Source organism: Micromonospora sp. WMMD737 (assembly GCF_049179055.1).
GTDB lineage: Bacteria > Actinomycetota > Actinomycetes > Mycobacteriales > Micromonosporaceae > Micromonospora > Micromonospora reichwaldensis.
Genome location: NZ_JBMHMH010000001.1, coordinates 3388065 through 3411576 on the forward strand (window position 1 = coordinate 3388065; position 23512 = coordinate 3411576).

The following is a 23512-nucleotide window of genomic DNA, read 5'->3' on the forward strand; positions in this document are numbered from 1 at the left end:
GTCCCTGATCGGCTCCCGGATTGCACGCACTAATGTCGGAAGCCGGCCAGGCATCACCCGGAAACGGGCAGATCCGCCCCTGAGCAGGGGCGGACCTCTCCGGCGCCGCTCGCCACCCGGCACCCGCCGCCCATTTCCACGCGCCGCATTACGGGCCCGGATGATCATGTTTACGCATTGAAGCCGATGAACGCGGTCACGATGACTTGATCAATTCGGCACCGCCGGTTGCGACCTCCCGCGCGCATCGTCGGCCGCGCCGGGCGTCGATCGGCCCGCCGCTCCGTCAGACCCGGGCCAGGGAGGAGAGCAGCGCCGCGGTCTCCCCGGGACGGACGAGCACCGCGGCGTGGCTGACGTCGAGGGACCACACGTCGAACGGGTTGTCGGGGGTGAGCGCGTCGGCGTCGGCGATGAACCGGTCCTGGAGCGCGATCGGCATCGACCGGTCGGCGGTGAGCCGCAGGTAGGTGCGGGGGACGCGGCCCCAGGTCTGCGGGTCGGCCCGCTCCTCGCCGGCGTCCAGGCTCTCGTCCGGCTCCAGGGTGTTCAGGTAGCCGTGGAACTCGTCGTCGGTGCCGTCGGCCAGGACCGCCTCCCGGAGGGTGGCGAGCAGCGCGGGGTCGGCGGTACGCCAGTTGAACCGCAGCGCGCCGAGCTCCATCGGGTTCGCGGCGAGCAGGCCGCCGACGCCGTTCAGGGCGCTCGACGCGTTCTCCGCCGAGGCCTGGTAGCCGGCCGGGGTGTCGGCGGCGCAGCACCACGCCGAGATGTAGACCAGCCGGTCCAGCAGCTCCGGGGCGGCGTTGGCGACCCCGGTCAGGGTGAGCCCGCCCCGGCTGTGGCCGACCAGGACGACCGGTCCGTGCTCGCGTGCCCGCCGCACGACGTCCAGGACGTGCGCCACGTTGTCGGCGTGGCCGATGCCGGCCATCGCGCTCGGCGCGGTCGCCAGGGCGGCGAGGTCCTGCGGGGCCTGGTACGCCGCCGGGAACGTCGCGCCGAAGCCGTGCCCGGGCAGGTCGACGGCCAGCGAGCGGTGCCCGCGCAGGGCCAGCTCCCGCTGCATGGGCGCCCAGGTGAACGAGTTGCTGCCGGCACCGGGCACGAAGACGAAGGTGGAAGCTGTCATTTGATCATGATAGTTGCGCCGTCACCTCGTACTTCAAGGGCGCGACCTGACCGGTGCGACCGCACCCGGGCGGCACGCGCCACCCGGGGGCCGGGTCACGACGCGGAGGGTCGGGGGGTCGGGGCCCCGCCGGGTGCGGTACGAAGACAGCGTGACCGCTGCCAGCCTGACGCCGCTCGCCCTGCCCGCCGTCGAGGCGCCGGACCCGGCTCCGTCGCCGACCTGCCTGGACGACGCCCTGTGCAAGAGCGTCTACGACATGACCGGCTCGGTGTGGTTCGCCGAGGGCAGCTACTGGATCCTGCTCAAGCCGCTGCGGATCGTGATGATCCTGCTGCTGGCGGTCGCCGCCCGGTGGCTGGTGCATCGCACGATCCGCCGGCTGGTGCGCACCACCACCGACGCGGGCGTGCCGACCATGCTGCGTCCGCTGCGCGAGCGGATCCCCACCGCCGCCGTCGAGCCCGGCGAGTTCGTTCCCGAGCGGCGCCGGCAGCGGGCCGAGGCGATCGGTTCGGTGCTGCGCAGCCTGAGCACCGCATTCATCTTCGGCATCGCGCTGCTGATGGTCCTCAAGGAGTTCAGCTTCGACCTGGCCCCGCTGCTGGCCAGCGCCGGCATCGCGGGCGTGGCCCTCGGCTTCGGCGCGCAGAGCCTGGTCAAGGACCTGATCGCCGGCCTGTTCATGCTGATCGAGGACCAGTACGGCGTCGGCGACACCGTGGACCTCGGCGAGGCGACCGGCGTGGTGGAGTCGGTCGGGCTGCGGGTCACCACCGTCCGCGACGGGCGGGGCGTGCTCTGGTACATCCGCAACGGCGAGATCGTCCGGGTGGGCAACAAGAGCCAGGGATGGGCCCTGGTGGTGGTCGACCTGCCGATCGGCTTCGCCGGCACGGAGGAGGCCACTGCCGTGCTGCGTACCGCCGCCGCCTCGGTGGCGATCGACCCCGACCTGGCGCCGGAGATCGTCGAGGCGCCGGAGGTGCTGGGCGTCGAGCAGATGACCGTCGACGGCGCGGTGATCCGTACGGTGGTCAAGACGACCGCGGACGGGCAGTTCGCCGTCGGCCGGGAGCTGCGTCGCCGGCTCGCCGAGGCGCTGGAGAACTCCGGCATCACCGCGAAGATCGCCGCCGCCCGGTTCTACCCCGGCATGCCGGTCTCCACCCCCGGCGAGACCGGTCAGGGCGGCGCCACCTGAGGCTCCCAGAACGCCGGGCGGCGGGGGTCGCGAGCCGGGTGGCCCCTCGGGTATCGTCCGTTCGTTCAGTCGGAGATGCGACGATCAACCCCTTCGCCCTAGCCACTCGTCGGACGATCGGGCAAAATCCGGTGCAACGCGCTCCCCCGGAGCGTGATCACGTCCTCGCTGATCCGTGGATCTGACGACGGTTCCCGGGCCGTCCATCACGAGTGGCCTGCTCAGGGGAACGATGGAGGCGACGGTGCCTGACGAGCGACCATCCCCGGAAGGGCCGGCAACCTTCCGCGAGGTGTTCGCCAACCGCGAATACGGCGCCATCTTCACGGCCAGCGCGCTCTCCTGGATCGGCGACTACATCGCCAAGGCCGCGGTCACCCTGCTGGTCTACGAGGAGACCCGGTCCGTCGCGCTCTCGGCCGCCGCCTTCGCGGTGAGCTACCTGCCCTGGCTGGTCGGCGGCCCCCTGCTCGCCACCCTCGCGGAGCGGCACCGCTACCGGCAGGTCATGGTGATCTGCGACCTCGTCCGGATGGTGCTGATGGTGTGCATCGCCATCCCCGGCGTGCCCGTCCCGATGATCCTGGCCCTGCTCTTCGCCACCACGCTGGCCAACCCACCGAGCCAGGCCGCCAAGTCGGCGCTGATCCCCCTGGTCCTCACCGGGGACCGCCTGGTGGTCGGGCTCTCGATGATCAGCAGCGTCGGGCAGGCCGCCCAGGTCGTCGGCTACCTGGCGGGCGCGGCCATCGCCGCCTTCAACCCGACCACCGCACTCCTGGTCAACGCGGCGACGTTCGCCCTGTCGGCCGCGCTCGTCCGCTTCGGCGTGGCCGACCGGCCGACGGCGATGACCGCCGCGCACCGCAGCCACCTGCTGCGGGAGACCGCGCAGGGCTTCCAGATCGTGTTCGGCACCCCGGTGCTGCGGGCCATCGCCGTGCTGGTCTTCGCCGCCATGCTCTTCTCCGTGGTGCCGGAGGGCCTCGCCGCCGCCTGGGCGAGCGAGCACGCCGGCCAGCTGGACGCCGGCGCCGCGCAGGCGATCATCATGGCGGCGAACCCCGTCGGCTTCATCCTCGGCGGCCTCGTCGTCAGCCGGGCGTTCGGGCCGGACCGCCGGCTGAGCCTGATGCGGCCGTTGGCGGTGCTCTCCCCGCTGGCCCTGGTGCCCGCCCTGCTCGATCCGCCGCCCCTGGTGGTGGCGCTGCTCGCCGCGGCCTGCGGGTTCGCCGTCGCCGGCATGCTGCCGGTGGCCAACGGGCTCTTCGTCCGGGCGCTGCCCGACGGCTTCCGGGCCCGCGCCTTCGGCGTGATGGCGACCGGCGTCCAGGTCATCCAGGGCATGGCCGTCCTGGTCACCGGGTTGCTGGCCGAGCGATACTCCATCCCGCTCGTGGTCGGGGTGTGGAGCGCCGTCGGGGTGCTGCTGATGACGCTCGCCGCCCTGCGCTGGCCGAGCCGGTCGACGATCGACGCGGCGATCGAGGCGGCCCAGCAGGCGGGCGGAGCGGCCCCCCGGCAGGCAGCCGGCCCGGCGGGCGCGCCGGGGCGACCCGCGGAGGAGCGGTCCGGCGGGCCGGCGGCCCGTTGGGCGGTCACCCCGGCGAGGCGGGACGGCGGCGGCACGCGGTGACCCGGTCCACAGCCGGCACCCCCCGCTCGCCCGACGTGGCACCTGGCAGGATGGAACGGTGAATGCCGCAGGTGAGTCCGACCGTCCCGGTGCGTCGATGACCCTCTTCGAAGCGGTCGGCGGCGAGCCCACATTCCGCAAGCTGGTGGACGAGTTCTACGCCGGGGTCGCCGACGACCCGCTGCTGCGCCCCATGTATCCGGAGGAGGACCTGGGCCCGGCCGCGGACCGGTTGACCCTGTTCCTCATGCAGTACTGGGGCGGTCCCAACACGTACTCGGCGCAACGGGGGCACCCGCGGCTGCGGATGCGCCACGCGCCCTACCGCATCGGCGCCGCCGAGCGGGACGCGTGGCTGCTGCACATGCGCCGCGCCGTGGACCGGCTCGACCTGCCGCCGGAGATCGCCACCGCGCTGTGGGACTACCTGGAGCGGGCCGCCTACTTCATGGTCAACGCGATGGAGGACCCGGCGGGGCCGGCCTGACCCGGTCGGCCTGACCGGGCCGTCCCTCGGGTGCCGGGCGGCCCGTCGCCGTTCGCCCGGGCGCCGGATCGCCCGGCGGGCGTCCGGCGCTTCAGAGCAGGGCGCCCTCGTCGTGCAGCCAGTCCACGAAGCTGGTGGCGACCGCCGCGCCGCAGTCGAGCATCTCGACCAGCAGCGCGTCGTGCGCTCCGGCACCGAACGGCACCTGCAACTCCGCGTAGATCGGCAACTGGCCACGCTCGGTCGGGTCGCCGATGTAGGCCTTGCAGAAGCGGCGGGTGTGGTTCCACTCGTTGACCACGCGGTAGGCGCGGTCGGCCCAGTCCGGCGGCACCGTCGCGTGTGGACGGGCCCGCATCACCAGGATCTCGTCCTCCGGACCCTCCAGTGTGACCAGCACGGCGTGCCGCTCCCACATGGCCAGCAGGTTGCCGTCGCCGTCGGCCAGGTAGCGCACGTCGAGCATGTCGAGTGCGTCGCAGACCCGGCGCAGGGTGACCGGCTCGACCGTGGCGGGCATGTCCGCGATCACGGCTCGCTCCGTCGGCGGGCAGTCGTCTCCCGGCTGACGGGGGGTCGGTGGTCCGACCCGGACGGTGCTCTCCACTGTGACCCCGCTCCGCCTTTCCGGGTCGCCGCCGCCGTTGGCGGGACCGGGGCGCCATGACCACCACGGCATCGCTCGCGCACCTCACTCCCCAGCGGATCCACTCGCCTACGGTGCGTTGGATCCGAGGATGGACGGTACCCGGACAGCCGGGTTGAAGCACCCCCCCAACGACAGCCCCAGGACAGAAGAATGACCGAGGGTCAGCCGAACGGATGAATTCAGAGGGGCCGCACGGCAAGTTCGGTGGCCTTCTGCGACCATGTCGCTCCGTACGGTCCCACCAGGCCGACCCATCGGCCAACCGTTCGCACCTGGACGTCGTCCCCGCCCACCGTCCCGGCCGACCCCTCGGCGGCTCCCAGGAAGCCCATCCGGACCAACCCCTGGACCATCCGCTGGGTCACCTCGACCGGCTCGCCCGGCGGGTCCTCCGGGGTGACCACCACGGGCACGTGGTCGAGCAGCGCGTCCCGCAGCGCCCGCTGGCCCACCGCGCGCCCGCCGACGCCGTGGGTGCTGGCGTCCCGCAGGGCTCCCGCCGCCGCCGCCGCGATCCGCCGCAGCTCCACGCCCGGCAGCGTCTCCACCCGGCGGCTCGCCGCGGGCGGCAGCGGCCACCGCCACCGCTCGTCCCGCCGCGTCGGCAGGGCCGCGCCGCCCGCCGCCAGCTCGGCCAGCAACTCGCGGGCCGGGACCGTGGCGTCGCCGGGGCCGTCGCCGGCCACCGTGCGGACGACCAGCACGCCCCACGGCAGACGCCCCCAGAGGGCCGTACGGCCCGTCGCGCCGGCCGACCTGAGCCGGACCGGCGCGTCGCCGTCCAACCGGACGAGACGGGCCAGGAAGGCCCCCGCGTCGGCCGCGTCGGCGATCCCGTGCCCGCCGGCGACCGTCCCGCCGCCACCGGTCCCCGCCGGGGCGACGGGCCCGCCGGCCGTCGTCACGCCACCCCGCCCTGCGGCGCGTACGTGAGCAGGAACGTCCGCTCCTCCGGGGTGATCCGTCGGGGCCGCTGCCGGGTCAGATCGAACGGCACCAGCACCGAACGGGCCCGGCTGGCCAGCACCTCGCCGTCGAAGAGCTCGTAGGCGACGGTGAACGACGCGCCCCGGATCTCCTCCACCCACAGCTCGATGCGCACGGTGGGGGCGGCCTCGGCGGTGGCCCGGCCGAGGGCGTACTCGACCGGGCGCAGGTAGTCGATCTCGTGCCGACTGATCACGACGCCGTCGGCGAACGAGCCCACCCCCCACGCCCGGCCGCCGGCGAACATCAACGCCACCCGCGCCTCCTCGTAGAGGGTGAGGAAGCGCGAGTTGTTGATGTGGCCGTACGCGTCCAGGTCGGACCACCGCAGGGTGCAGTGGTAGACGAAGCGGTCGCTCATGATCGGCTGCGGTCCGCGCGCTCAGTCGCGGGTCAGCTTGCGGTAGGTCACCCGGTGCGGACGGGCCGCCTCCGCGCCGAGCCGGTCGACCTTGTTCTTCTCGTACGCCTCGAAGTTGCCCTCGAACCAGAACCACTTGGCCGGGTTCTCGTCGTCGCCCTCCCAGGCCAGGATGTGCGTGGCGACCCGGTCGAGGAACATCCGGTCGTGGGAGATGACCACGGCGCAGCCGGGAAACTCCAGCAGCGCGTTCTCCAGGCTGGAGAGGGTCTCCACGTCCAGGTCGTTGGTCGGCTCGTCGAGCAGGATCACGTTGCCGCCGATCTTCAGCGTCAGCGCGAGGTTGAGCCGGTTGCGCTCGCCGCCGGAGAGCACCTTGGTCGGCTTCTGCTGGTCCGGCCCCTTGAACCCGAACGCGGCGATGTACGCCCGCGACGGCATCTCGACCTTGCCGACCATCAGGTGGTCGAGCCCGTCGGAGACGACCTCCCAGACCGTCTTGTCGCCGGCCAGACCCTGCCGGTTCTGGTCGACGTACGACAGCGAGACCGTCTCGCCGACCCGGACGTCGCCGCTCGTCGGCTGCTCCAGCCCGACGATGGTCTTGAACAGGGTGGTCTTGCCGACGCCGTTCGGGCCGATGATGCCGACGATGCCGTTGCGGGGCAGCGAGAAGGACAGGTTGTCGATGAGCACCCGGTCGCCGAAGCCCTTGGTCAGGCCGTGCGCCTCGATCACCGTGTTGCCCAGGCGCGGGCCCGGCGGGATCTGGATCTCCTCGAAGTCCAGCTTGCGGGTCTTCTCCGCCTCGGTGGCCATCTCCTCGTAGCGGTCGAGGCGGGCCTTGGACTTGGTCTGCCGCGCCTTGGCGTTGGAGCGGACCCACTCCAGCTCCTCGGTGAGGCGCTTCTTCATCTTGGCGTCGCGGCGGCCCTCGACGGCCAGCCGGGCGGCCTTCTTCTCCAGGTAGGTGGAGTAGTTGCCCTCGTAGCCGACGGCCCGGCCGCGGTCCAGCTCCAGGATCCAGCCGGCCACGTTGTCCAGGAAGTACCGGTCGTGGGTGATCGCCATGACGGTGCCCGCGTACTTGGCCAGGTGCTGCTCCAGCCAGGAGACGCTCTCCGCGTCCAGGTGGTTGGTGGGCTCGTCGAGCAGCAGCAGGTCGGGGGCCTCCAGCAGCAGCTTGCACAGCGCCACCCGGCGCCGCTCGCCCCCGGAGAGCTGGGTGACGTCGGCGTCCGGCGGCGGGCAGCGCAGCGCGTCCATGGCCAGTTCGAGCTTGGAGTCGATGTCCCACGCGTCGGCGTGGTCGAGCTCCTCCTGGAGCTTGCCCATCTCCTCCATCAGCTCGTCGGAGTAGTCGGTGGCCATCTGCTCGGCGATCTTGTTGAACCGCTCCAGCTTGGCCTTGGTCTCGGCGACCGCCTCCTCGACGTTGCCGAGCACGGTCTTGGCGTCGTTGAGCGGGGGCTCCTGGGCGAGCAGGCCGACGGTGTAGCCGGGCATCAGCCGGGCCTCGCCGTTGCTCGGCCGGTCCAGGCCTGCCATGATCTTGAGGAGGCTGGACTTGCCGGCGCCGTTGGGGCCGACCACACCGATCTTGGCCCCCGGGAGGAAGCTCAGCGTCACGTTGTCGAGCACGACCTTGTCGCCGTGCGCCTTGCGCGCCTTTTCCAGGACGTAGATGTACTGGGCCACGGTGCGGGCTACCTCCGTAGGTTGCGACTGGGTTCGGCGGGCGCGGGCGCGGGCTCCGACCTCCGCCCGCCGCCGCCGGCCGGTGGCCCGGCCGCACGCACGCCATCGTCAATCCTGACAGGTACGCGGCGTCGCGCCCACATCACCCCGCCCCCGACGCCCCGGACGCGTCCCGCCACCCCTGCTTCCGAGCAGGGGTATCGACAAGATCACGCCAAGGGTTGGACCATCGTGGGAAGGGTAGGTGACTCCGGCACGGGGCCCCAGAAGCCGCAGCTACGCTCAGTACGCTCATTCGCGGTTGACCCGTCAGCACCCGGAGGTGGCCGAACGTGACCGTCCGCAGCTCCTTTGTCGTAGTGGCGAACCGGCTACCCGTCGACGAGGTGAGCACCCCCGAAGGACGGCAGTGGCGTCGCAGCCCCGGAGGGCTGGTGACCGCACTGCATCCCGTCCTCGCCGAGCACCAGGGCACCTGGGTCGGCTGGGCCGGCGGCACCGGCGCCGCCCCCGAGCCCTTCGACCTGGAGGGCATCCGGCTGCACCCGGTGCCGCTGAGCGCGGAGGAGCTGGAGCGCTACTACGAGGGCCAGTCCAACGCGACGATCTGGCCGCTCTACCACGACGCGGTGGAGACGCCCGCCTACAAGCGCCGCTGGCGTGAGGCGTACCGCCTGGTCAACGCCCGCTTCGCGGAGGCCGCGGCCGAGGTCGCGGCCGAGGGGGCGACGGTCTGGGTGCAGGACTACCAGCTCCAGCTCGTCCCGGCGATGCTCCGCGAGCTGCGGCCCGACCTGCGGATCGGCTTCTTCCTGCACATCCCGTTCCCGCCCATCGAGCTGTTCATGCAGATGCCGTTCCGCACCGAGATCCTGCGCGGCCTGCTCGGCGCCGACCTGGTCGGGTTCCAGCAGCGCCTCGCCGCGCAGAACTTCGTCCGGCTGGCCCGGCACCTGCTCGGGCTGCGCTACGAGGGGCAGATGATCCAGGTCGACGGGCGCCAGGTGAAGGCCGGCGCCTTCCCGATCTCCATCGACACGAAGGAGATGGAGCGGCTGGCCGCCGACCCGGCGATCCAGGCCCGGGCGAAGGAGATCCGCGAGGAGCTCGGCAACCCGAAGACGATCATCCTGGGCGTCGACCGGCTCGACTACACCAAGGGCATCGAGTTGCGGCTCAAGGCCTTCCGCGAACTGCTGGCTGACGGAAAGTTGACAGTTCCCGACGCGGTCATGGTGCAGGTCGCCACGCCCAGCCGTGAGCGCGTGGAGCACTACCAGGCACTACGCGTGAAGGTGGAGCGCGAGGTCGGCCGGATTAATGGCGAATTCGGCAGGGTCGGCGTGCCGGCGGTGCATTATCTGCATCAGTCGTACAGTCGCACTGAACTCGCCGCGATGTACGCCGCCGCCGACGTGATGATGGTGACCCCGCTGCGAGACGGAATGAACCTGGTAGCCAAGGAGTACGTCGCATCGCGCGCCGACCAGGGCGGTGCACTCGTGCTCAGCGAGTTCGCCGGCGCCGCCACCGAGCTGCGTCAGGCGTTCCTGTGTAACCCGCACGACCCTGACGCGGTCAAGGACGCCCTGCTGAGGGCCGTGCACGTCGAGAAGCCGGAGGCACGCCGCAGAATGCGGACAATGCAACGCCATCTTCGCACCCACGACGTGGGGCACTGGGCGAAGTCCTTCCTCACCGAGCTCGGTGTGCCTCAACCGGAGGACGAGTGAACGCCGCCAGCGAGATCATCACCCCGGCGGCCGGCACGATGGACCCGGAACTGCGGGCGGCCATCGGCCGCATCGCCCGGGTGCCCCAGCTTCTGATCGCCTGCGACTACGACGGCACCCTGGCGCCGATCGTGGAGGACCCGAGCAAGGCCGTACCGCTGCCGGAGTCGGTGGCGGCGGTCCGGGCGCTGGCCGCCCTGCCCCAGACCACCGTGGCGGTGGTCTCCGGGCGGGCCCTGCGCGACCTGGCCGCCCTCTCCCGGCTGCCCAGCGAGGTCCACCTCGTCGGCAGCCACGGCTCCGAGTTCGACATCGGCTTCGTCGAGCGGCTCTCCCCCGAGCTGATCGCGGTCCGCACCCGGCTGCGCGACGCCCTGCGCGAGATCGCCTCGGCCCACCCGGGCATCCGGCTGGAGCGCAAGCCGGCGAGCGTCGCGGTGCACACCCGCGGGGTGGCGCCCGAGATCGCGGCTGCCGCCGTCGAGGCGGTCCGCAGCGGCCCCGCCACCTGGGACGACGTCACGGTCACCCAGGGCAAGGAGGTCATCGAGCTGTCGGTGGTCGCCACGCACAAGGGCACGGCCGTCGACCAGCTGCGCACCCAGCTCTCGGCCAGCGCGGTGCTCTTCATCGGCGACGACGTCACCGACGAGAACGCGTTCGGCAACCTGCACGGCCCGGACGTCGGCATCAAGATCGGCCCCGGCGACACCCGGGCCGGCTACCGGGTCGCCGAGCCGATCGAGGCCGCCCGCGCCCTCGGCCTGCTGCTGGAGACCCGTCGGCACTGGCTCTTCGGCGAGCGCGCGGTCCCCATCGAGCGGCACTCGATGCTGGCAAACGGGCGGACCGTGGCCCTGCTCACCCCCGAGGCCAAGGTCACCTGGCTCTGCCACCCCAAGCCGGACTCGGCGGCGATCTTCGCCGACCTGGTCGGCGGCAGCCCCGCCGGGCACTTCAGCGTGGCCCCGGAACGCGGGGGCATCCCGCTCGGGCAGCGCTACCGCTCGGGGACGATGACCGTCGAGACCCGCTGGTCGGGCCTGACCGTCACCGACTGGCTCGACAAGCCGGCCCGGGAGACCACGCCGGACGGCCCGGCCGTCGTGACCGGCGACTCGACGATGGTCCGGGTGCTCACCGGCTCCGGCCGGGCCCGGCTGGAGTTCGCGCCCCGGCCCGAGTTCGGCCAGGTCGCGGTGCAGTTGCAGCCGGTCGGCGACGGCCTGCTGGTGCTCGGCTCCAACGAGCCCGTCGCGCTCTACTCGCCCGGGGTCGAGTGGCAGGTCACCAACGACGGTGGCTACGAGACGGCCAAGGCGGTCGTCGACCTCTCCGCCTCCGGTGGGCAGGTCGTGCTGGAGCTACGCTTCGGCACGCACAGCCTGGAACACCACCGGCTGCCGGTCCACGAGCGGCAGGCCCTGGCCGAGCAGCCCTGGAAGGACTGGGTGGCCACCCTGCGGCTGCCGAGCACCGCCCGGGACCTGGTGGTCCGCAGCGCGCTGACCCTGCGCGGGCTCTGTCACGAGGCCACCGGCTCGATCCTGGCCGCCGCGACCACCTCGCTGCCGGAGGAGCTGGGCGGCGTCCGCAACTGGGACTACCGCTACTGCTGGCTGCGGGACGCGGCGATGACCGCGCGGTCCCTGGTCGACCTGGGCTCGATCGAGGAGGCCGAGGCGCTGCTGCGCTGGGTCGACGGGTGCATCGAGCGCACCGGCGGGCACCCGGAGCGGCTGCACCCGCTCTACACGGTGGACGGCTACGAGCTGGGCGCCGAGGCGGTCATCGACACCCTGCCCGGTTACGCCGGCTCCCGGCCCGTCCGGGTCGGCAACCTCGCCAACCACCAGCTCCAGCTCGACGTCTTCGGCCCGATCGCGGACCTGATCGCGGCCGTGGCCGACGCCCGCGGCTCCGTCCGCGAGGACGAGTGGCGGGTGCTCGACAACATGGTCGAGGCGGTCCGCCGCCGCTGGCACGAGCCCGACCACGGCATCTGGGAGGCCCGCCTCCCCCCTCGGCACCACATCTTCTCGAAGGTGATGTGCTGGATGACCGTCGACCGGGCGCTGCACGTCATGCGCCAGCACGGCGGCGAGGACCGGCCGGAGTGGGTGGAGCTGCGCGACCGCATCGGCGCCAACGTGCTGGAGTACGGCTGGCACGAGACCGTCGAGGCCTACAGCGTGGCGTACGGGGACGAGGAGATGGACGCCTCGTCGCTGTGGATCGGGCTCTCCGGCCTGCTCCCCGGCGACGACCCGCGCTTCCTCTCCACCGTCCTGCGGATCGAGGCGGACCTGCGCAGCGGCCCGGTCGTCTACCGCTACCACTGGGACGACGGCCTGCCCGGGCGGGAGGGCGGCTTCCACATCTGCACGGCGTGGCTCATCGAGGCGTACCTGCGCACCGGGCGGCGTACCGACGCCGAGGAGCTGTTCTCGCAGATGGTGGACACCGCCGGCCCGACCGGCCTGCTGCCCGAGCAGTACGACCCGATGGCCGAGCGCGGGCTGGGCAACCACCCGCAGGCCTACAGCCACCTCGGCCTGATCCGCTGCGCCCTGCTGCTGGACAACATGCTCAAGCAGTGACCTGACCAGCGAAAACGGCGGCCGGAGACTCCCCAGAGTCTCCGGCCGCCGTCGCTGGGCCCACGGGATCAGACCCCAACCCGGTCGAACCCGAGCCGCCTTACGGGCAACGCCCACCGGGGATTTCCGGGCAGCCCGCTCGCGGAGGGATCAAGCCTGACCGCCCGGAGCGAGCGGGCTCCCCGGAAATCCCTCAACACCAGCCCCGTCGGCGAGGGCGTCGACCACATCCCCCAGCACCACCACCGCGGGCGGGCGCAGCCCGGCGGCCGCCACGTCGGCGGCCACCGCGCCGAGCGTGGAGCGGAGCGCCCGCTGCGCCCCGGTCGTCGCCTCCTGCACCACGGCGGCCGGTGTCTCCGCCGGCTTGCCGTGCGCGATCAGCGTCGCGGTGATCGCCGTGAGGTTCTTCAGCCCCATGAGCACGACCAGCGTGCCGCGCAGCCCGGCCAGCGCCTCCCACCGGACCAGGGAGGCCGGCGAGTCGGGTGCGACGTGCCCGGAGACCACGGTGAACTCGTGGGCCACCCCCCGGTGGGTGACCGGGACGCCCGCCGCGGCCGGAGCCGCGATCGAGCTGGTCACGCCGGGCACCACGGTCACCGGCACGCCGGCCGCCGCACAGGCCAGCAGCTCCTCGCCGCCCCGGCCGAAGACGTACGGGTCGCCGCCCTTGAGCCGTACCACGAACTTCCCGGCCAGGGCGCGGTCCACGAGGATCCGGTTGATCTCCTCCTGGCCCCGGGACGGCCCGTACGGGATCTTGGAGGCGTCCACGAGTTCGACGTCGGGGCGCAGCTCGTCGAGGAGCAGCCCCGGGACGAGCCGGTCGGCGACCACCACGTCCGCCTCGGTGAGCAGCCGCCAGCCCTTGACGGTGATCAGCTCCGGGTCCCCCGGACCGGCCCCCACCAACGCAACCCGCCCACCCTGCGGATAAGGAAGGGACCCTTCCTCCACCGCAGGCGTCAACAAGGGGCCCTTCTTTGCATCCAGGAGGGCGCGGACGGCGTCGCGGACGGCCATCGCCCGGCGCGGGTCGCCTCCGCCGAGCACCGCCACGGTCACCGGCCCGTGCCGGGTCACCGCCGGCGTCCAGGCGGTGGCGGCGGCGCGGTCGTCGGCGCGTACGCAGAAGATGCGCCGCTCGGCGGCGGCGGCGCTGACCGACGCGGCGGCGAGCGGGTCGTCGACCGCGACCTGGACCAGCCACGCGCCGTCCAGGTCGTCGGGGGCGAACCGGCGCGGCGCCCAGTGCAGCCGTCCGGCGTCCACGTGCGCGCGCAGCGCCGGGGTCAGCTCGGGCGCGACGAGGAAGACGTGCGCGCCGGCGTCGAGCAGGGCCGGCACCCGCCGGGTGGCCACCGCTCCCCCGCCCACCACGACCACCCGGCGGCCGGCGAGCCGCAGGCCGAGCGGGTACGGGTTGCCGCTCACGCCGCCGCCCCGCCCTGCACGCCGGTGGCAGCGGCGGAACGCGACACGCCTGCGGGCCGGTCGGTTGGCTCGCTCCGGTCGCTCACTTCTCGGCCACCCCCGCCGAGTCGAACGTGGCCACCTCGTGCAGCACCCGGACCGCGCCGGTGACCACCGGCAGCGCGAGCAGCGCGCCGGTGCCCTCGCCGAGGCGCAGCCCGAGGTCGATCAGCGGCTCCAGGCCCAGCCGGCGCAGCGCGACCGTGGCTCCCGGCTCGGCGGAGCGGTGCCCGGCCACCATGGCAGCCACGGCGTGCGGCGCCAGGGCCGCCGCAGCGAGGGCAGCGGCGACCGCGATCACCCCGTCCAGCAGCACCGGCGTGCGGCGGGCGGCGGCGCCCAGGATCAGCCCGGCCAGCGCGGCGTGCTCCAGCCCGCCGACGGCGGCCAGCACGCCCAGCGGGTCGGCGGGGTCAGGGTCGTGCCGGCGCAGCGCGGCCCGCACCACGTCGACCTTGCGGGCGTACGTCGGGTCGTCGACCCCGGTGCCCCGACCCGTCGTCTCCGCCGGGTCGATGCCGGTGAACGCGGCGATCAGGGCGGCGGCCGGCGTGGTGTTGCCGATGCCCATGTCCCCGGTGAGCAGGATGCCGGCGCCCGCGTCGATCAGCTCGTCGGCCACCCGGATGCCGGTCTCGACGGCCGCGCGGGCCTCGTCGCGGGTGAGCGCGGCGGTCACCGCCAGGTCCCGGGTGCCGGGGCGGACGTTCGCCGCCACCAGCCGGGGCGCGTCGCGGGCCGGCAGGCTCTCCGCCGGGGAGCGGGTGAGCGGAACGGCCGGCGCGCCATCGGCGGCCGAGGCACCCCCCGGGGCGTCGGCGAGCGGGGCACCCGCCGGGGCGTCGGCGAGCGGGGCACCCGCCGGGGTGCCGGTGGCCGGGAGCGGGGTGGCCACGCCGACGTCGACCACGGTGACCGAGGCGCCGGCCTGCCGGGCGAACGCGTTGACCACCGCGCCGCCGGCCAGGAAGTTGCCGATCATCTGCGCGGTGACCTCCCGCGGCCAGGGCGTCACCCCCTGGGCGTGCACGCCGTGGTCACCGGCGAAGATCGCGACGGCGGCCGGCTCCGGCAGCGGCGGCGGGCAGTGCCCGGCCAGGCCGGCCAGGCGTACGGAGAGTTCCTCCAGGGCGCCGAGCGAGCCGGCGGGCTTGGTCAGCCGCCCCTGCAACTCGCGCGCGGCGGCCATCGCCGACTCGTCCGGCGGCCGGATCGCCGCGATCGTGGTCTCCAGCATCATGCCTCCAGGATCTCCGCCAGTACCTCGGTGAACGCGTCGGTGGTGGCCGTGTCGCGCACGGCGATGCGTAGCCAGTCCGGGCCGAGGCCGGGGAACGTGTCGCCCCGGCGTACCGCCCAGCCGCGCTGCCGCAGGGCGACCCGCACGTCGGCGGCCCCGGGGACGTGCACCAGCACGAACGCGCTGGCCGGGCGGCCGGCGACGCGTACGCCGGGCAGGGCCGACAGGCGGGCGACCAGGTGGTCGCGGTCGGCGGCGAGCCGGGCGGCGATGGCGCGCTCGGCCTCGATCGCGACGGGCGTGGCGCAGGCCGACGCGGCGGCCAGGGCAGGGGTGGAGACGGCCCAGAGCGGCTGGGCGGCGGCCAGCCGCGCCAGCAGGTCCGCCTCGCCGAGCAGGTAGCCGATGCGCAGGCCGGCCAGGCCCCAGGTCTTGGTGAGGCTGCGGACCACCAGCAGGCCGGGCAGGTCCCGCCTCGCGGCCAGCGACTCCGGTTCGCCGGTCACGCCGGGGGCGACGGTGGTGTCGGCGAACGCCTCGTCGACGACCAGCACCCGGCCGGGTCGGGCCAGGGCGGCCAGGTCGCCGGCGGGGTGCAGCACCGACGTCGGGTTGGTCGGGTTGCCGATCATCACGAGGTCGGCGTCGGCGGGCACCCGGGCCGGGTCGAGCCGGAAGTCGTCGTCGGCGTCGAGCAGCACCCGCTCGACCTGGTGCCCGGCGGCGCGCAACGCCGCCTCGGGCTCGGTGAACTGCGGGTGCACCACCACCGGTCGGCGTACGCCGGCCAGCGCCCGGGCGAGCAGCACGAAGCCCTCGGCCGCGCCGGCGGTCAGCAGCACCTCGGCCGGCGGGCGGCCGTGCCGGGCCGCGACGGCGGCGCGCGCCGGCCCCGGGTCGGGGTACGCGGCGAGGTCGCCGAGCGCGGCGGTGATCGGGTCGGCCAGCCAGTCGGGCATCGCGTCGCGCCGCACGTTGACGGCGAGGTCGACGAGTCCCGGCCCCACCTCGGCGTCGCCGTGGTGGGTGAGGTCGGGTTCGGGGAGGGTCCCGGTCGGCTGACCACGCATGTTCGCGATCCTGCCGGGAAGGTGCCGCGCGGGACAGCGGATCCCGGCGTGGGCCGCGTCACCACGCGGGCGTTTATGAATATTTCTCAGGTACGAATCGGAAATGTCATAACTTGAGCGTGTGAGCAATCGACCCCTTGCTGCCGCTGGTCGTCTCGTTCCCCTCCTCCGCGCCGGACTGATCGCCGGGATCGTGGTCGCCGCCGTGGCGTACCCCGTGGCCGCCGCCACCGGCCTCGGCGCCAAGGTCACGGCGCACGCCATGGAACACAAGACCCAGATCCTCACCACCGCGCTGCCGGCCGAGACGTCGTACGTCTACGCGCCGGACGGCAAGACGGTGCTGACGATGTTCTACGAGGAGTACCGGCAGTACACGAAGCTGGCCGACATCTCCCCGAACATGCAGCAGGCGATCGTCGCCGCCGAGGACAACCGCTTCTACCAGCACCGGGGCGTCGACCCGAAGGGCGTCGCCCGCGCCTTCGTAGCCAACGCCCGCTCCAGCGGCGTCTCCCAGGGCGCCTCCACGCTCACCATGCAGTACGTGCGGATGGCGCTGCGGGACAGCGCGAAGACGCCGAAGGAGGTGCAGGAGGCCACCCAGCAGACCAGCCTGCGCAAGGTCCGCGAGATGCGGATGGCGATGGACCTGGAGAAGGAACTCAGCAAGGACGACATCCTGGAGCGCTACCTCAACTCCGCGTACTTCGGGCACCGCGCGTACGGCATCTACGCGGCCAGCGAGATCTTCTTCTCCAAGGCCCCCAGGGACCTCAGCCCCGTCGAGGCGGCCACCCTCGCCGGCCTGGTCAAGTCCCCGTCCGAGTACGACCCGGCCAGCTCCGACCAGAAGGACGCCACCGGCCGGCGCAACTACGTGCTCGACCGGATGGCCCAGCTCGGCTACCTCTCGCCGGACGCCGTCACGCAGGCGAAGACCGAGCCGATCCGGCTGAAGCTGACGTACCCGCCGAACGACTGCGCCTCCGTGCCCGAGAAGTGGAACAGCTGGGGCTTCGCCTGCGACTACCTGAAGAACTGGTGGAGCACGCAGCCCGCGTTCGGCGAGAACCGGCTGGAGCGGTTGGACAAGCTGCGTCGGGGCGGCTACCGGATCGTGCTCAGCCTCGACCCCAAGATCCAGGCGGCGGCGGAGCAGAACGTCGGCACCAAGGAGAACACCGGCAGCCCCTTCGCCAACGGCATCGTGGTCTCCGAGCCCGGCACCGGGCGGGTCAAGGCCATGGCGGTGAACCGGACGTACTCGCTGGACCTGAGCGAGAACGGGCAGAGCTCCAACCCCGAGGCCGGGCCGAAGGTCAAGGCGAACTACCCGAACACCGTGGCGCCCCTGCTCGGCGGCGGCGACCTGGCGGGCTACCAGGCCGGGTCGACGTTCAAGATGTTCCCCATGCTGGCCGCGCTCGACGCGGGCATGCCGCTGTCCACCTCGTTCAACGCACCGCACCGGTACCGCTCCGAGGTCTACGACGGTTGGTCGCCGTCCAACGCCAGCGGCGCGATGAGCGGCAACCAGACCATGTGGTCCGGCTTCGGCAAGTCGGTGAACACGTACTTCGTGTGGCTGGAGGAACAGGTCGGCGCCGACAAGGCGGTCCGCTTGGCCGAGCAGCTCGGGCTGCGTTGGCGCACCGACGTCGACCGGGAGCACGCCTCCCCGGCCAAGGCGAAACAGTGGGGCGCGTTCACCCTCGGCGTCTCCGACGCCACGCCACTGGAGATGGCCAACGCGTACGCCGCGATCGCCGCGGACGGCCGCTACTGCGAGGCGATCCCGGTGCAGGCGATCTACAACCGGGACGGCACGCCGACCACCTGGAAGACCGCCTCCGGGATCGAACGCGAGGTCGCCAAGCCGCGCTGCCGGCAGGTGGTGGACGCCGACGCCGCCCGCGCCGCCACCGACGCCGCCCGCTGCCCGACCGGCGACACCCCGGCCCGCGGGAGCTGCGGCGGCTGGTCGACCGCGGACAGCGTGCGGGGCACCGTCGGCCGCCCGGTGGCCGGCAAGACGGGCACCACCGACAGCACCCGGTCGGCCTGGTTCGTCGGCTACACCCCGGAGCTGGCGGCGGCGAGCTTCATCTCCGACCCGGACAACCCGTTCAACGCGGTAGGCGACGGCCAGTCGCAGATCCCGATCAAGGCGGTGGCGCAGACCCTCCGCGACGGCCTCAAGGGCCAGCCCACCCGCCAGTTCACCCCACCGTCGGACCGCATCGTCGGCTGAGCCGGGCCGCGCGGCCCCCGCCCGGTCGCGGCGCCGCCGGGGGCCGGGGGCGGGTCAGCGCAGGTCGGCGGAGACGAGGGACCAGACCTCCAGGTCGACCCGGCCGCCCCGGACGAAGCCGGCGTTGCGCAGCAGGCCCTCGTAGCTGAACCCGGCCTTCTCGGCGACCCGGCGGGAGGCCAGGTTGCCGGGAGCGACCCGCAGCTCGACGCGCTGGAAGCCGTGTTCGAGGATCAGCGCGATGGCGAGCGCGTCGACCGCCTCGGCCGCCAGGCCGAAGCCCCGCGCGTGCGCCGCCATCGCGTAGGAGACCTCGGTGCACCGGGCGCCCCAGTCGGTGCGCCGCGTCCACAGGCAGCCCACCACCAGGTCGTCCTCCCGGCGTACCACCGCGTAGTGGTCGCCGTCGCCGCTGTCGCGCCGCTGCCGCGCCAGGTCGGTGCACCAGGCCAGCCCGTCGATCTGACCGGAGGTGTCGGCCAGCGGCAGCCACCGCCGGGTCTGCCGGTCGGCGAAGACCTCGTCGGCCGCCGCCGCGTCGGCCCCGGTCAGCGCGCGTACCTCGGTGCGGGGCGTGGAGACGGTCAGCACCGGGAAGCGGCGGACCGCCACCTGACCGATCACGCGGGCACCCCGTCGGGCCGGGCGGTCTCGGGGTCGGCCGCCGCCGCCACCGCCGCGTCCACGAGGCGGGCCGCCAGCTGCGGGTACGCCGCCCAGTGCAGGGTGAGCTGCGAGGCGTGCACGCCCCGCCAGACGAAGCCCTCGGGCGCCCCGCCGTCCCAACTCCACGCAGGCCGTGCCCCGGCGCGCGGGGTGAGCACGCCGCGGTGCTCCTTGTGCCCCGCCACCACCGTGCCCGCCGGCCCCATGAGGCTGTCGGTCAACGCGGTCGCCTGCCGGTAGCCCACCACCAGGCCGTCGCGGCGCGTCCCCACCGCGTCGAGTACGCCGCACATGGGCAGCCCGTCCAGTTCCCGGGCCAGCCAGAGCAGGCCGGCCCCCTCGGCGACGACCGGCCGCCCGGTGCGGGCCAGCTCGGCGACCGCGATGCAGAGCCGGCGGTTGGCGGAGAGCAGCTCGGCGTACGACTCGGGCAGCCCGCCGCCGACGACAAGCGCGCCGGTGCCGGCGGGCAGCGCCTCGTCGTGCAGCGGGTCGACCGTCACCACCTCGGCGCCGGCCGCCCGGAGCAGCTCGACGGTCTCGGGATCGCTGTAGCTGCCGCCCGGCGTACCGGCGACCGCGACGACCGGGCGCGGCCCGCCGTCCTCCCGCCCGGGCTGCGGCGTCCAGGGCGGCGCGGGCAGGGGCGGCGCGGAGCGGGCCAGGGCCAGCAGCCGGTCCAGCTCGACGGTGGCGGCGACCGCCTCGCCGAGGCGGCGGACCGCTCGGGTGGCCTCGTCGGTGCGGGCGAGCGCGGGCACCGCCCCGTAGCGGCGGGCGGGCAGCACGGACGGCAGGTCCTGGCGGCGCAGCGCGCCGTAGACGGGCACGCCGATGTCGTCCAGCGCCGCGCGCAGCAGCTTCTCGTGCCGGGAGGACGCCACCCGGTTGAGGATCACCCCGCCGAGCCAGAGCTGCTCGTCGTACGACCGGAAGCCGTGCACCAGGGCGGCCACCGACTGCCCCGTCGCCGCGACGTCGACCACCAGCACGACCGGGCTGAGCAGCGCGGTGGCCACGGCGGCCGTCGACTCGCTCTCCGGGCGGCCGGCGAGACTGTCGTACAGGCCCATGCTGCCCTGCACCACGGCAAGCCCGGCGCCGGCCGCGCCGTGGCCGACGAGGGGGGCGATCCGGTCGGCGCCGACCAGCCGGGGATCGAGGATCCGACCGGGGCGGCCGGCGGCCAGCCCGAGGTACGCGGCGTCCACGCGGTCGGGGCCGACCTTGAATCCGGCGACGTCGACGCCCCGGTCGGCGAACGCGGCGAGCAGCCCGATCGCCAGCGCGCTCTTGCCGTGGCCGGAGGACGGCGCGCTGAGCACCAGGCGCGGCACGACGGTCATCATCGACTCCCTTGCGGGGCGGCGGGGGGACCTGCGGCGGGCCGACCGCGCGGTCCGCCCGCGTGACGATAGCCGAAGCGGCCGCCGCGCGGTCGCCGCCGAACGGGCCCGCCGGCGGTGTCGGACGTCGCCGGGCGGAGTCGCCGGCACCCCGCCCGGGGCCGCGATGGGGGCTGTCGAAGCGAGTGCCTCCGGTCACAGGGGTAGCCTCGTGGGCGTGTACCGGTTCCTGCTGACGCCGCGCTGGCTGGGCATTCTCGCACTGACCCTGGTCGCCTCGGCGGTGATGGTGCTGCTCGGCAACTGGCAGCTGGACCGCTACCACGGCCGCACGGAGGCCAACGAGCGGATCGACGCCGGCCTGCGGATGGCCCCGGTGCCGCTGCGGGACGTGCTGCCCGCCCCGACGGGCGGCAACGGCACGGCCGGCCCCGCCCCCGCCGCGGAGAAGGCCTGGACCAAGGTCACCGTGACCGGCCGCTACGACCCGGCGAACGTGGTCCTGGTCCGGGGCCGCTCGGTGGACCGCACGGTCGGCTTCGAGGTGGTCACCCCGCTCGTGCTGGCCGACGGCACGGCCGTGCTGGTGGACCAGGGCTGGATCCCGCCGGCCCGGGGCGGCGACGCGACCGTCCAGCCGGAGGTGCCGGCCCTCCCGCCCGGCGAGGTCACCGTGACGGGGCGGGTGCACCTGAGCGAGAGCGGCTCGGTCGCCGTGACCCGGCGTGACGGCAAGTTGGAGACCCGGCGGATCGGCGTGCCCCGGCTGGCCCGGGAGCTGCCCTACCCCGTGCACGGCGCGTACCTGCTGCTCGACGAGCAGACCCCGGCGCCCGACCCCGCGTTCAAGGACGTGCCGGTCGGATACAACAACAACTGGCAGAACTTCGGCTACGTCGTGCAGTGGTGGATCTTCGCCGCGATGACCCTGTTCGGCTACGGCTGGGTGGCCCGCCGGGAGGCCCGTCGGCTGGCGGGCGTGGGACCGCGACAGCCCGTCGACCGGGCCGCCGAGCCCGCGCCGCAGGGCGCCGCCTGACCCGCCCCGCCAGCCCCCCTCAGCCGGTGACGCGGCCGGCGTGGATGGCGCGTACGGCGTCGATGGTGTCGGCCTCCGCCGCCGTCTTGTCGTCGCGGTAGCGCACCACCCGGGCGAAGCGCAGCGCCATCCCGCCCGGGTAGCGGGAGCTGGTCTGCACCCCGTCGAAGGCGATCTCGACCACCTGCTCGGGGCGGACCCGCACCTCCCAGTCGCCGTGCTCGACGGCGAGGGCGAGGAAGCGCTCGGTCTGCCAGCGCAGCAGCTCGTCGGTGAGGCCCTTGAACGTCTTGCCGAGCATGACGAAGTCGCCGGTGCGCGGGTCGCGGGCGCCGAGGTGCAGGTTGGACAGCCAGCCCTCCCGCCGGCCGCTGCCCCACTCGACCGCGATCACCACCAGGTCGAGGGTGTGCCGGGGCTTCACCTTCACCCAGGCGGATCCTCGCCGGCCGGCGTCGTAGGGGGCGTCGGGCGCCTTCACCACCACCCCCTCCTGGCCGGCGTCGATGGCGGCGGCGAACGCCTCGCCGGCCCGCTCCGGGCCGTCGACCTCCACCCGGCCGACGACGAGCGAGGCGTCGACCGCGGCGTCGAGCGCGGCCCAGCGTTCCCGGCCGGGCAGGTCGATGAGGTCGTCGCCGTCGAGGTGCAGCAGGTCGAAGAAGTACGGCGTCAGCACGGTCGCGCCCGTCGCCCCGGCGGCGGCCACGGCGGGAGCGACCGGGGCGGCGCCGGTGCTGCTCGGCGTGGTGCGCCGCGCCGCCCGGCTCGACGTCTGCTGGAAGGGCAGCGGGCGGCCCGTCTCGTCGAGCCCGATCGCCTCCCCGTCGAGCACCAGCTCGCGGGCGGGCAGCGCCCGCACGGCGGCGACCACCTCCGGCACCCGGGCGGTGATGTCGTCCAGGCTGCGGGTGAACACGGCGATGTCGTCGCCGGAGCGGTGCACCTGGATCCGGATGCCGTCGAGCTTGACGTCGACCACGGCGGGGGTGCCCGTGGCCGCGAGCGCCTCGTCCACCGAGGGCGCGCTCTGGGCCAGCATCGGCGCGAGCGGGCGGCCGACCTGGAGGCCGAAGGCGCCCAGCGCCGCCGCGCCCCCGTCGAGCGCGGCGACCGCGACCGCGCGCAGGTCGCCGGCCAGCAGCAGCGCCCGGCGTACGGCGACGAGCGGCACGCCGGCCGCCCGGGCCACCGCGTCGGCGAGCAGCCCCGCCTGCGCGCCCTGGCGCAGCTCACCGCTGAACAGGCCGGTCAGCAGCCGCTGCTCCTCGGCGGTGGCGGCGGAGTAGAGCGCGCCCAGCAGCGCCCGGCGGCGGGCCTGGGAACCCGGCCCGTGCACGGACGCGATCTCGTCGATGGCCGCGTCGACGGCGGCCACGGTCAGGGTCGGCTCGGCGGCCGGCGGCGGCAGGTCACGCAGGCTCGCCCAGCCGACCCCGGTCTGCCGCTGGCGCAGCTCGCCGGCCAGCCAGCCGGCGCCCGCCGGGACCTCGGACGGGTCGAGCGCCCGCAACGCGGCGGCGAGCAGTTCCACCTTGGTCCGCCGGGCCCGGGTGGCGCCGACGGCGGCGGAGGTGGCTGCCAGGTCGAGGAACCGCACGGCTCCATCCTGCCAGCCACCCCCGACACGACCCGGGCATTGCCGTGCCCGGGCGCCGGAAAACTCCGCCCACCGGGTGGCGGGTCAGGCCGAGACGGGTTCCTCGATGCGCAGGCCGCGGGCGCGGATCTCCTCGGCGACCCGGGAGAGCACCGTGTCGAGAGCGACAAGCGCGGCGGACAGGTCGCCGAGCTGTTCCTTGAGCGTGTCCTCGGACCACGCGGAGACGTCGACGTCCCCCAGGGCGCTGACGGCGGCCTCGAGCCGGCCCATCACCTCATTCGTACGCATGTTCGAGAGGCTATAACAACCCGACCGGCGACACACCGCAAAC

19 protein-coding genes are annotated in these 23512 nt (G+C 74.0%); 7 read left to right on the forward strand and 12 right to left on the reverse strand.

Features of this window, described 5'->3' with window-relative positions:
* Positions 1 to 286 precede the first annotated feature (286 nt).
* Positions 287 to 1132 (reverse strand): alpha/beta fold hydrolase, encoded by an 846-nt coding sequence (locus tag ACN27A_RS14465; protein WP_421453509.1) that lies wholly within the window; start codon positions 1130 to 1132, stop codon positions 287 to 289.
* A 151-nt stretch (positions 1133 to 1283) separates the two neighbouring features.
* Between ACN27A_RS14465 and ACN27A_RS14470 the strand changes: the two genes are divergently transcribed.
* The 3 genes from ACN27A_RS14470 (at position 1284) to ACN27A_RS14480 (ending at position 4459) form a co-directional block, all read left to right on the forward strand.
* A complete protein-coding gene (locus ACN27A_RS14470) occupies positions 1284 to 2336 on the forward strand; it encodes a mechanosensitive ion channel family protein (RefSeq protein WP_421453512.1) in 1053 nt (350 codons plus the stop codon).
* Positions 2337 to 2568: 232 nt separating this feature from the next.
* Positions 2569 to 3972: an MFS transporter gene (locus ACN27A_RS14475; RefSeq protein WP_421453515.1), complete on the forward strand. Its 1404-nt coding sequence runs from the start codon at positions 2569 to 2571 to the stop codon at positions 3970 to 3972.
* A 97-nt stretch (positions 3973 to 4069) separates the two neighbouring features.
* A complete protein-coding gene (locus ACN27A_RS14480; protein ID WP_192581484.1) occupies positions 4070 to 4459 on the forward strand; it encodes a globin in 390 nt (129 codons plus the stop codon).
* Between the two features lie 91 nt (positions 4460 to 4550).
* Here the strand turns inward: ACN27A_RS14480 and ACN27A_RS14485 are convergent, their stop codons facing one another.
* The 4 genes from ACN27A_RS14485 to ettA all read right to left on the reverse strand — a co-directional run bounded on the left by ACN27A_RS14485 (position 4551) and on the right by ettA (position 8154).
* Entirely contained in the window at positions 4551 to 5138 is a 588-nt protein-coding gene (locus ACN27A_RS14485; protein WP_088998782.1) for a YbjN domain-containing protein, read from the reverse strand.
* 149 nt (positions 5139 to 5287) lie between these two features.
* Complete coding sequence (locus ACN27A_RS14490) at positions 5288 to 6013, reverse strand: hypothetical protein (protein WP_421453519.1); 726 nt, start codon at positions 6011 to 6013, stop codon at positions 5288 to 5290.
* Positions 6010 to 6456, reverse strand: a complete 447-nt coding sequence (locus tag ACN27A_RS14495) for an acyl-CoA thioesterase (protein ID WP_151457130.1) — start codon at positions 6454 to 6456, stop codon at positions 6010 to 6012. The genes ACN27A_RS14490 and ACN27A_RS14495 overlap by 4 nt, the downstream gene beginning before the upstream one ends.
* A 21-nt stretch (positions 6457 to 6477) precedes the next feature.
* On the reverse strand, positions 6478 to 8154 hold the full coding sequence (gene ettA / locus ACN27A_RS14500; protein WP_121399423.1) for an energy-dependent translational throttle protein EttA: 1677 nt from the start codon (positions 8152 to 8154) through the stop codon (positions 6478 to 6480).
* A 332-nt stretch (positions 8155 to 8486) separates the two neighbouring features.
* Between ettA and ACN27A_RS14505 the strand changes: the two genes are divergently transcribed.
* Together ACN27A_RS14505 and otsB are read left to right on the forward strand one after the other, a co-directional pair.
* Complete coding sequence (locus tag ACN27A_RS14505; protein WP_421453523.1) at positions 8487 to 9887, forward strand: alpha,alpha-trehalose-phosphate synthase (UDP-forming); 1401 nt, start codon at positions 8487 to 8489, stop codon at positions 9885 to 9887.
* A gap of 38 nt (positions 9888 to 9925) precedes the next feature.
* Positions 9926 to 12487, forward strand: coding sequence for a trehalose-phosphatase (gene otsB / locus ACN27A_RS14510; RefSeq protein ID WP_421458468.1), 2562 nt, complete (start codon positions 9926 to 9928; stop codon positions 12485 to 12487).
* Between the two features lie 150 nt (positions 12488 to 12637).
* On the opposite strand, the gene cobA is transcribed toward otsB, so the two are convergent.
* From cobA to cobC, 3 genes are all read right to left on the reverse strand, one after another.
* Positions 12638 to 13924: a uroporphyrinogen-III C-methyltransferase gene (gene cobA, locus ACN27A_RS14515; protein WP_421453526.1), complete on the reverse strand. Its 1287-nt coding sequence runs from the start codon at positions 13922 to 13924 to the stop codon at positions 12638 to 12640.
* 82 nt (positions 13925 to 14006) lie between these two features.
* Entirely contained in the window at positions 14007 to 15200 is a 1194-nt protein-coding gene (locus ACN27A_RS14520; protein ID WP_421458469.1) for a nicotinate-nucleotide--dimethylbenzimidazole phosphoribosyltransferase, read from the reverse strand.
* The gene (cobC, locus tag ACN27A_RS14525) at positions 15200 to 16273 is read right to left on the reverse strand and encodes an Rv2231c family pyridoxal phosphate-dependent protein CobC (RefSeq protein WP_421453529.1); all 1074 of its coding nucleotides are present in this window, start codon (positions 16271 to 16273) and stop codon (positions 15200 to 15202) included. The genes ACN27A_RS14520 and cobC overlap by 1 nt, the downstream gene beginning before the upstream one ends.
* A 121-nt stretch (positions 16274 to 16394) precedes the next feature.
* Between cobC and ACN27A_RS14530 the strand changes: the two genes are divergently transcribed.
* Positions 16395 to 18527, forward strand: a complete 2133-nt coding sequence (locus tag ACN27A_RS14530) for a transglycosylase domain-containing protein (RefSeq protein WP_421453530.1) — start codon at positions 16395 to 16397, stop codon at positions 18525 to 18527.
* A 54-nt stretch (positions 18528 to 18581) separates the two neighbouring features.
* On the opposite strand, the gene ACN27A_RS14535 is transcribed toward ACN27A_RS14530, so the two are convergent.
* Positions 18582 to 19151: a GNAT family N-acetyltransferase gene (locus tag ACN27A_RS14535; RefSeq protein ID WP_421453533.1), complete on the reverse strand. Its 570-nt coding sequence runs from the start codon at positions 19149 to 19151 to the stop codon at positions 18582 to 18584.
* Positions 19148 to 20539 (reverse strand): cobyrinate a,c-diamide synthase, encoded by a 1392-nt coding sequence (locus tag ACN27A_RS14540; protein ID WP_421453536.1) that lies wholly within the window; start codon positions 20537 to 20539, stop codon positions 19148 to 19150. Before ACN27A_RS14540 ends, ACN27A_RS14535 begins: the two co-directional genes overlap by 4 nt.
* Before the next feature lie 211 nt (positions 20540 to 20750).
* Between ACN27A_RS14540 and ACN27A_RS14545 the strand changes: the two genes are divergently transcribed.
* Positions 20751 to 21578 (forward strand): SURF1 family protein, encoded by an 828-nt coding sequence (locus tag ACN27A_RS14545; RefSeq protein ID WP_421453539.1) that lies wholly within the window; start codon positions 20751 to 20753, stop codon positions 21576 to 21578.
* A 19-nt stretch (positions 21579 to 21597) separates the two neighbouring features.
* Here ACN27A_RS14545 and ACN27A_RS14550 read toward each other — a convergent pair whose 3' ends face one another.
* Together ACN27A_RS14550 and ACN27A_RS14555 are read right to left on the reverse strand one after the other, a co-directional pair.
* Positions 21598 to 23178 (reverse strand): ATP-dependent DNA ligase, encoded by a 1581-nt coding sequence (locus tag ACN27A_RS14550; protein ID WP_421453541.1) that lies wholly within the window; start codon positions 23176 to 23178, stop codon positions 21598 to 21600.
* 84 nt (positions 23179 to 23262) lie between these two features.
* Positions 23263 to 23469: a hypothetical protein gene (locus ACN27A_RS14555; protein ID WP_121399432.1), complete on the reverse strand. Its 207-nt coding sequence runs from the start codon at positions 23467 to 23469 to the stop codon at positions 23263 to 23265.
* Between the last annotated feature and the right edge of the window lie 43 nt (positions 23470 to 23512).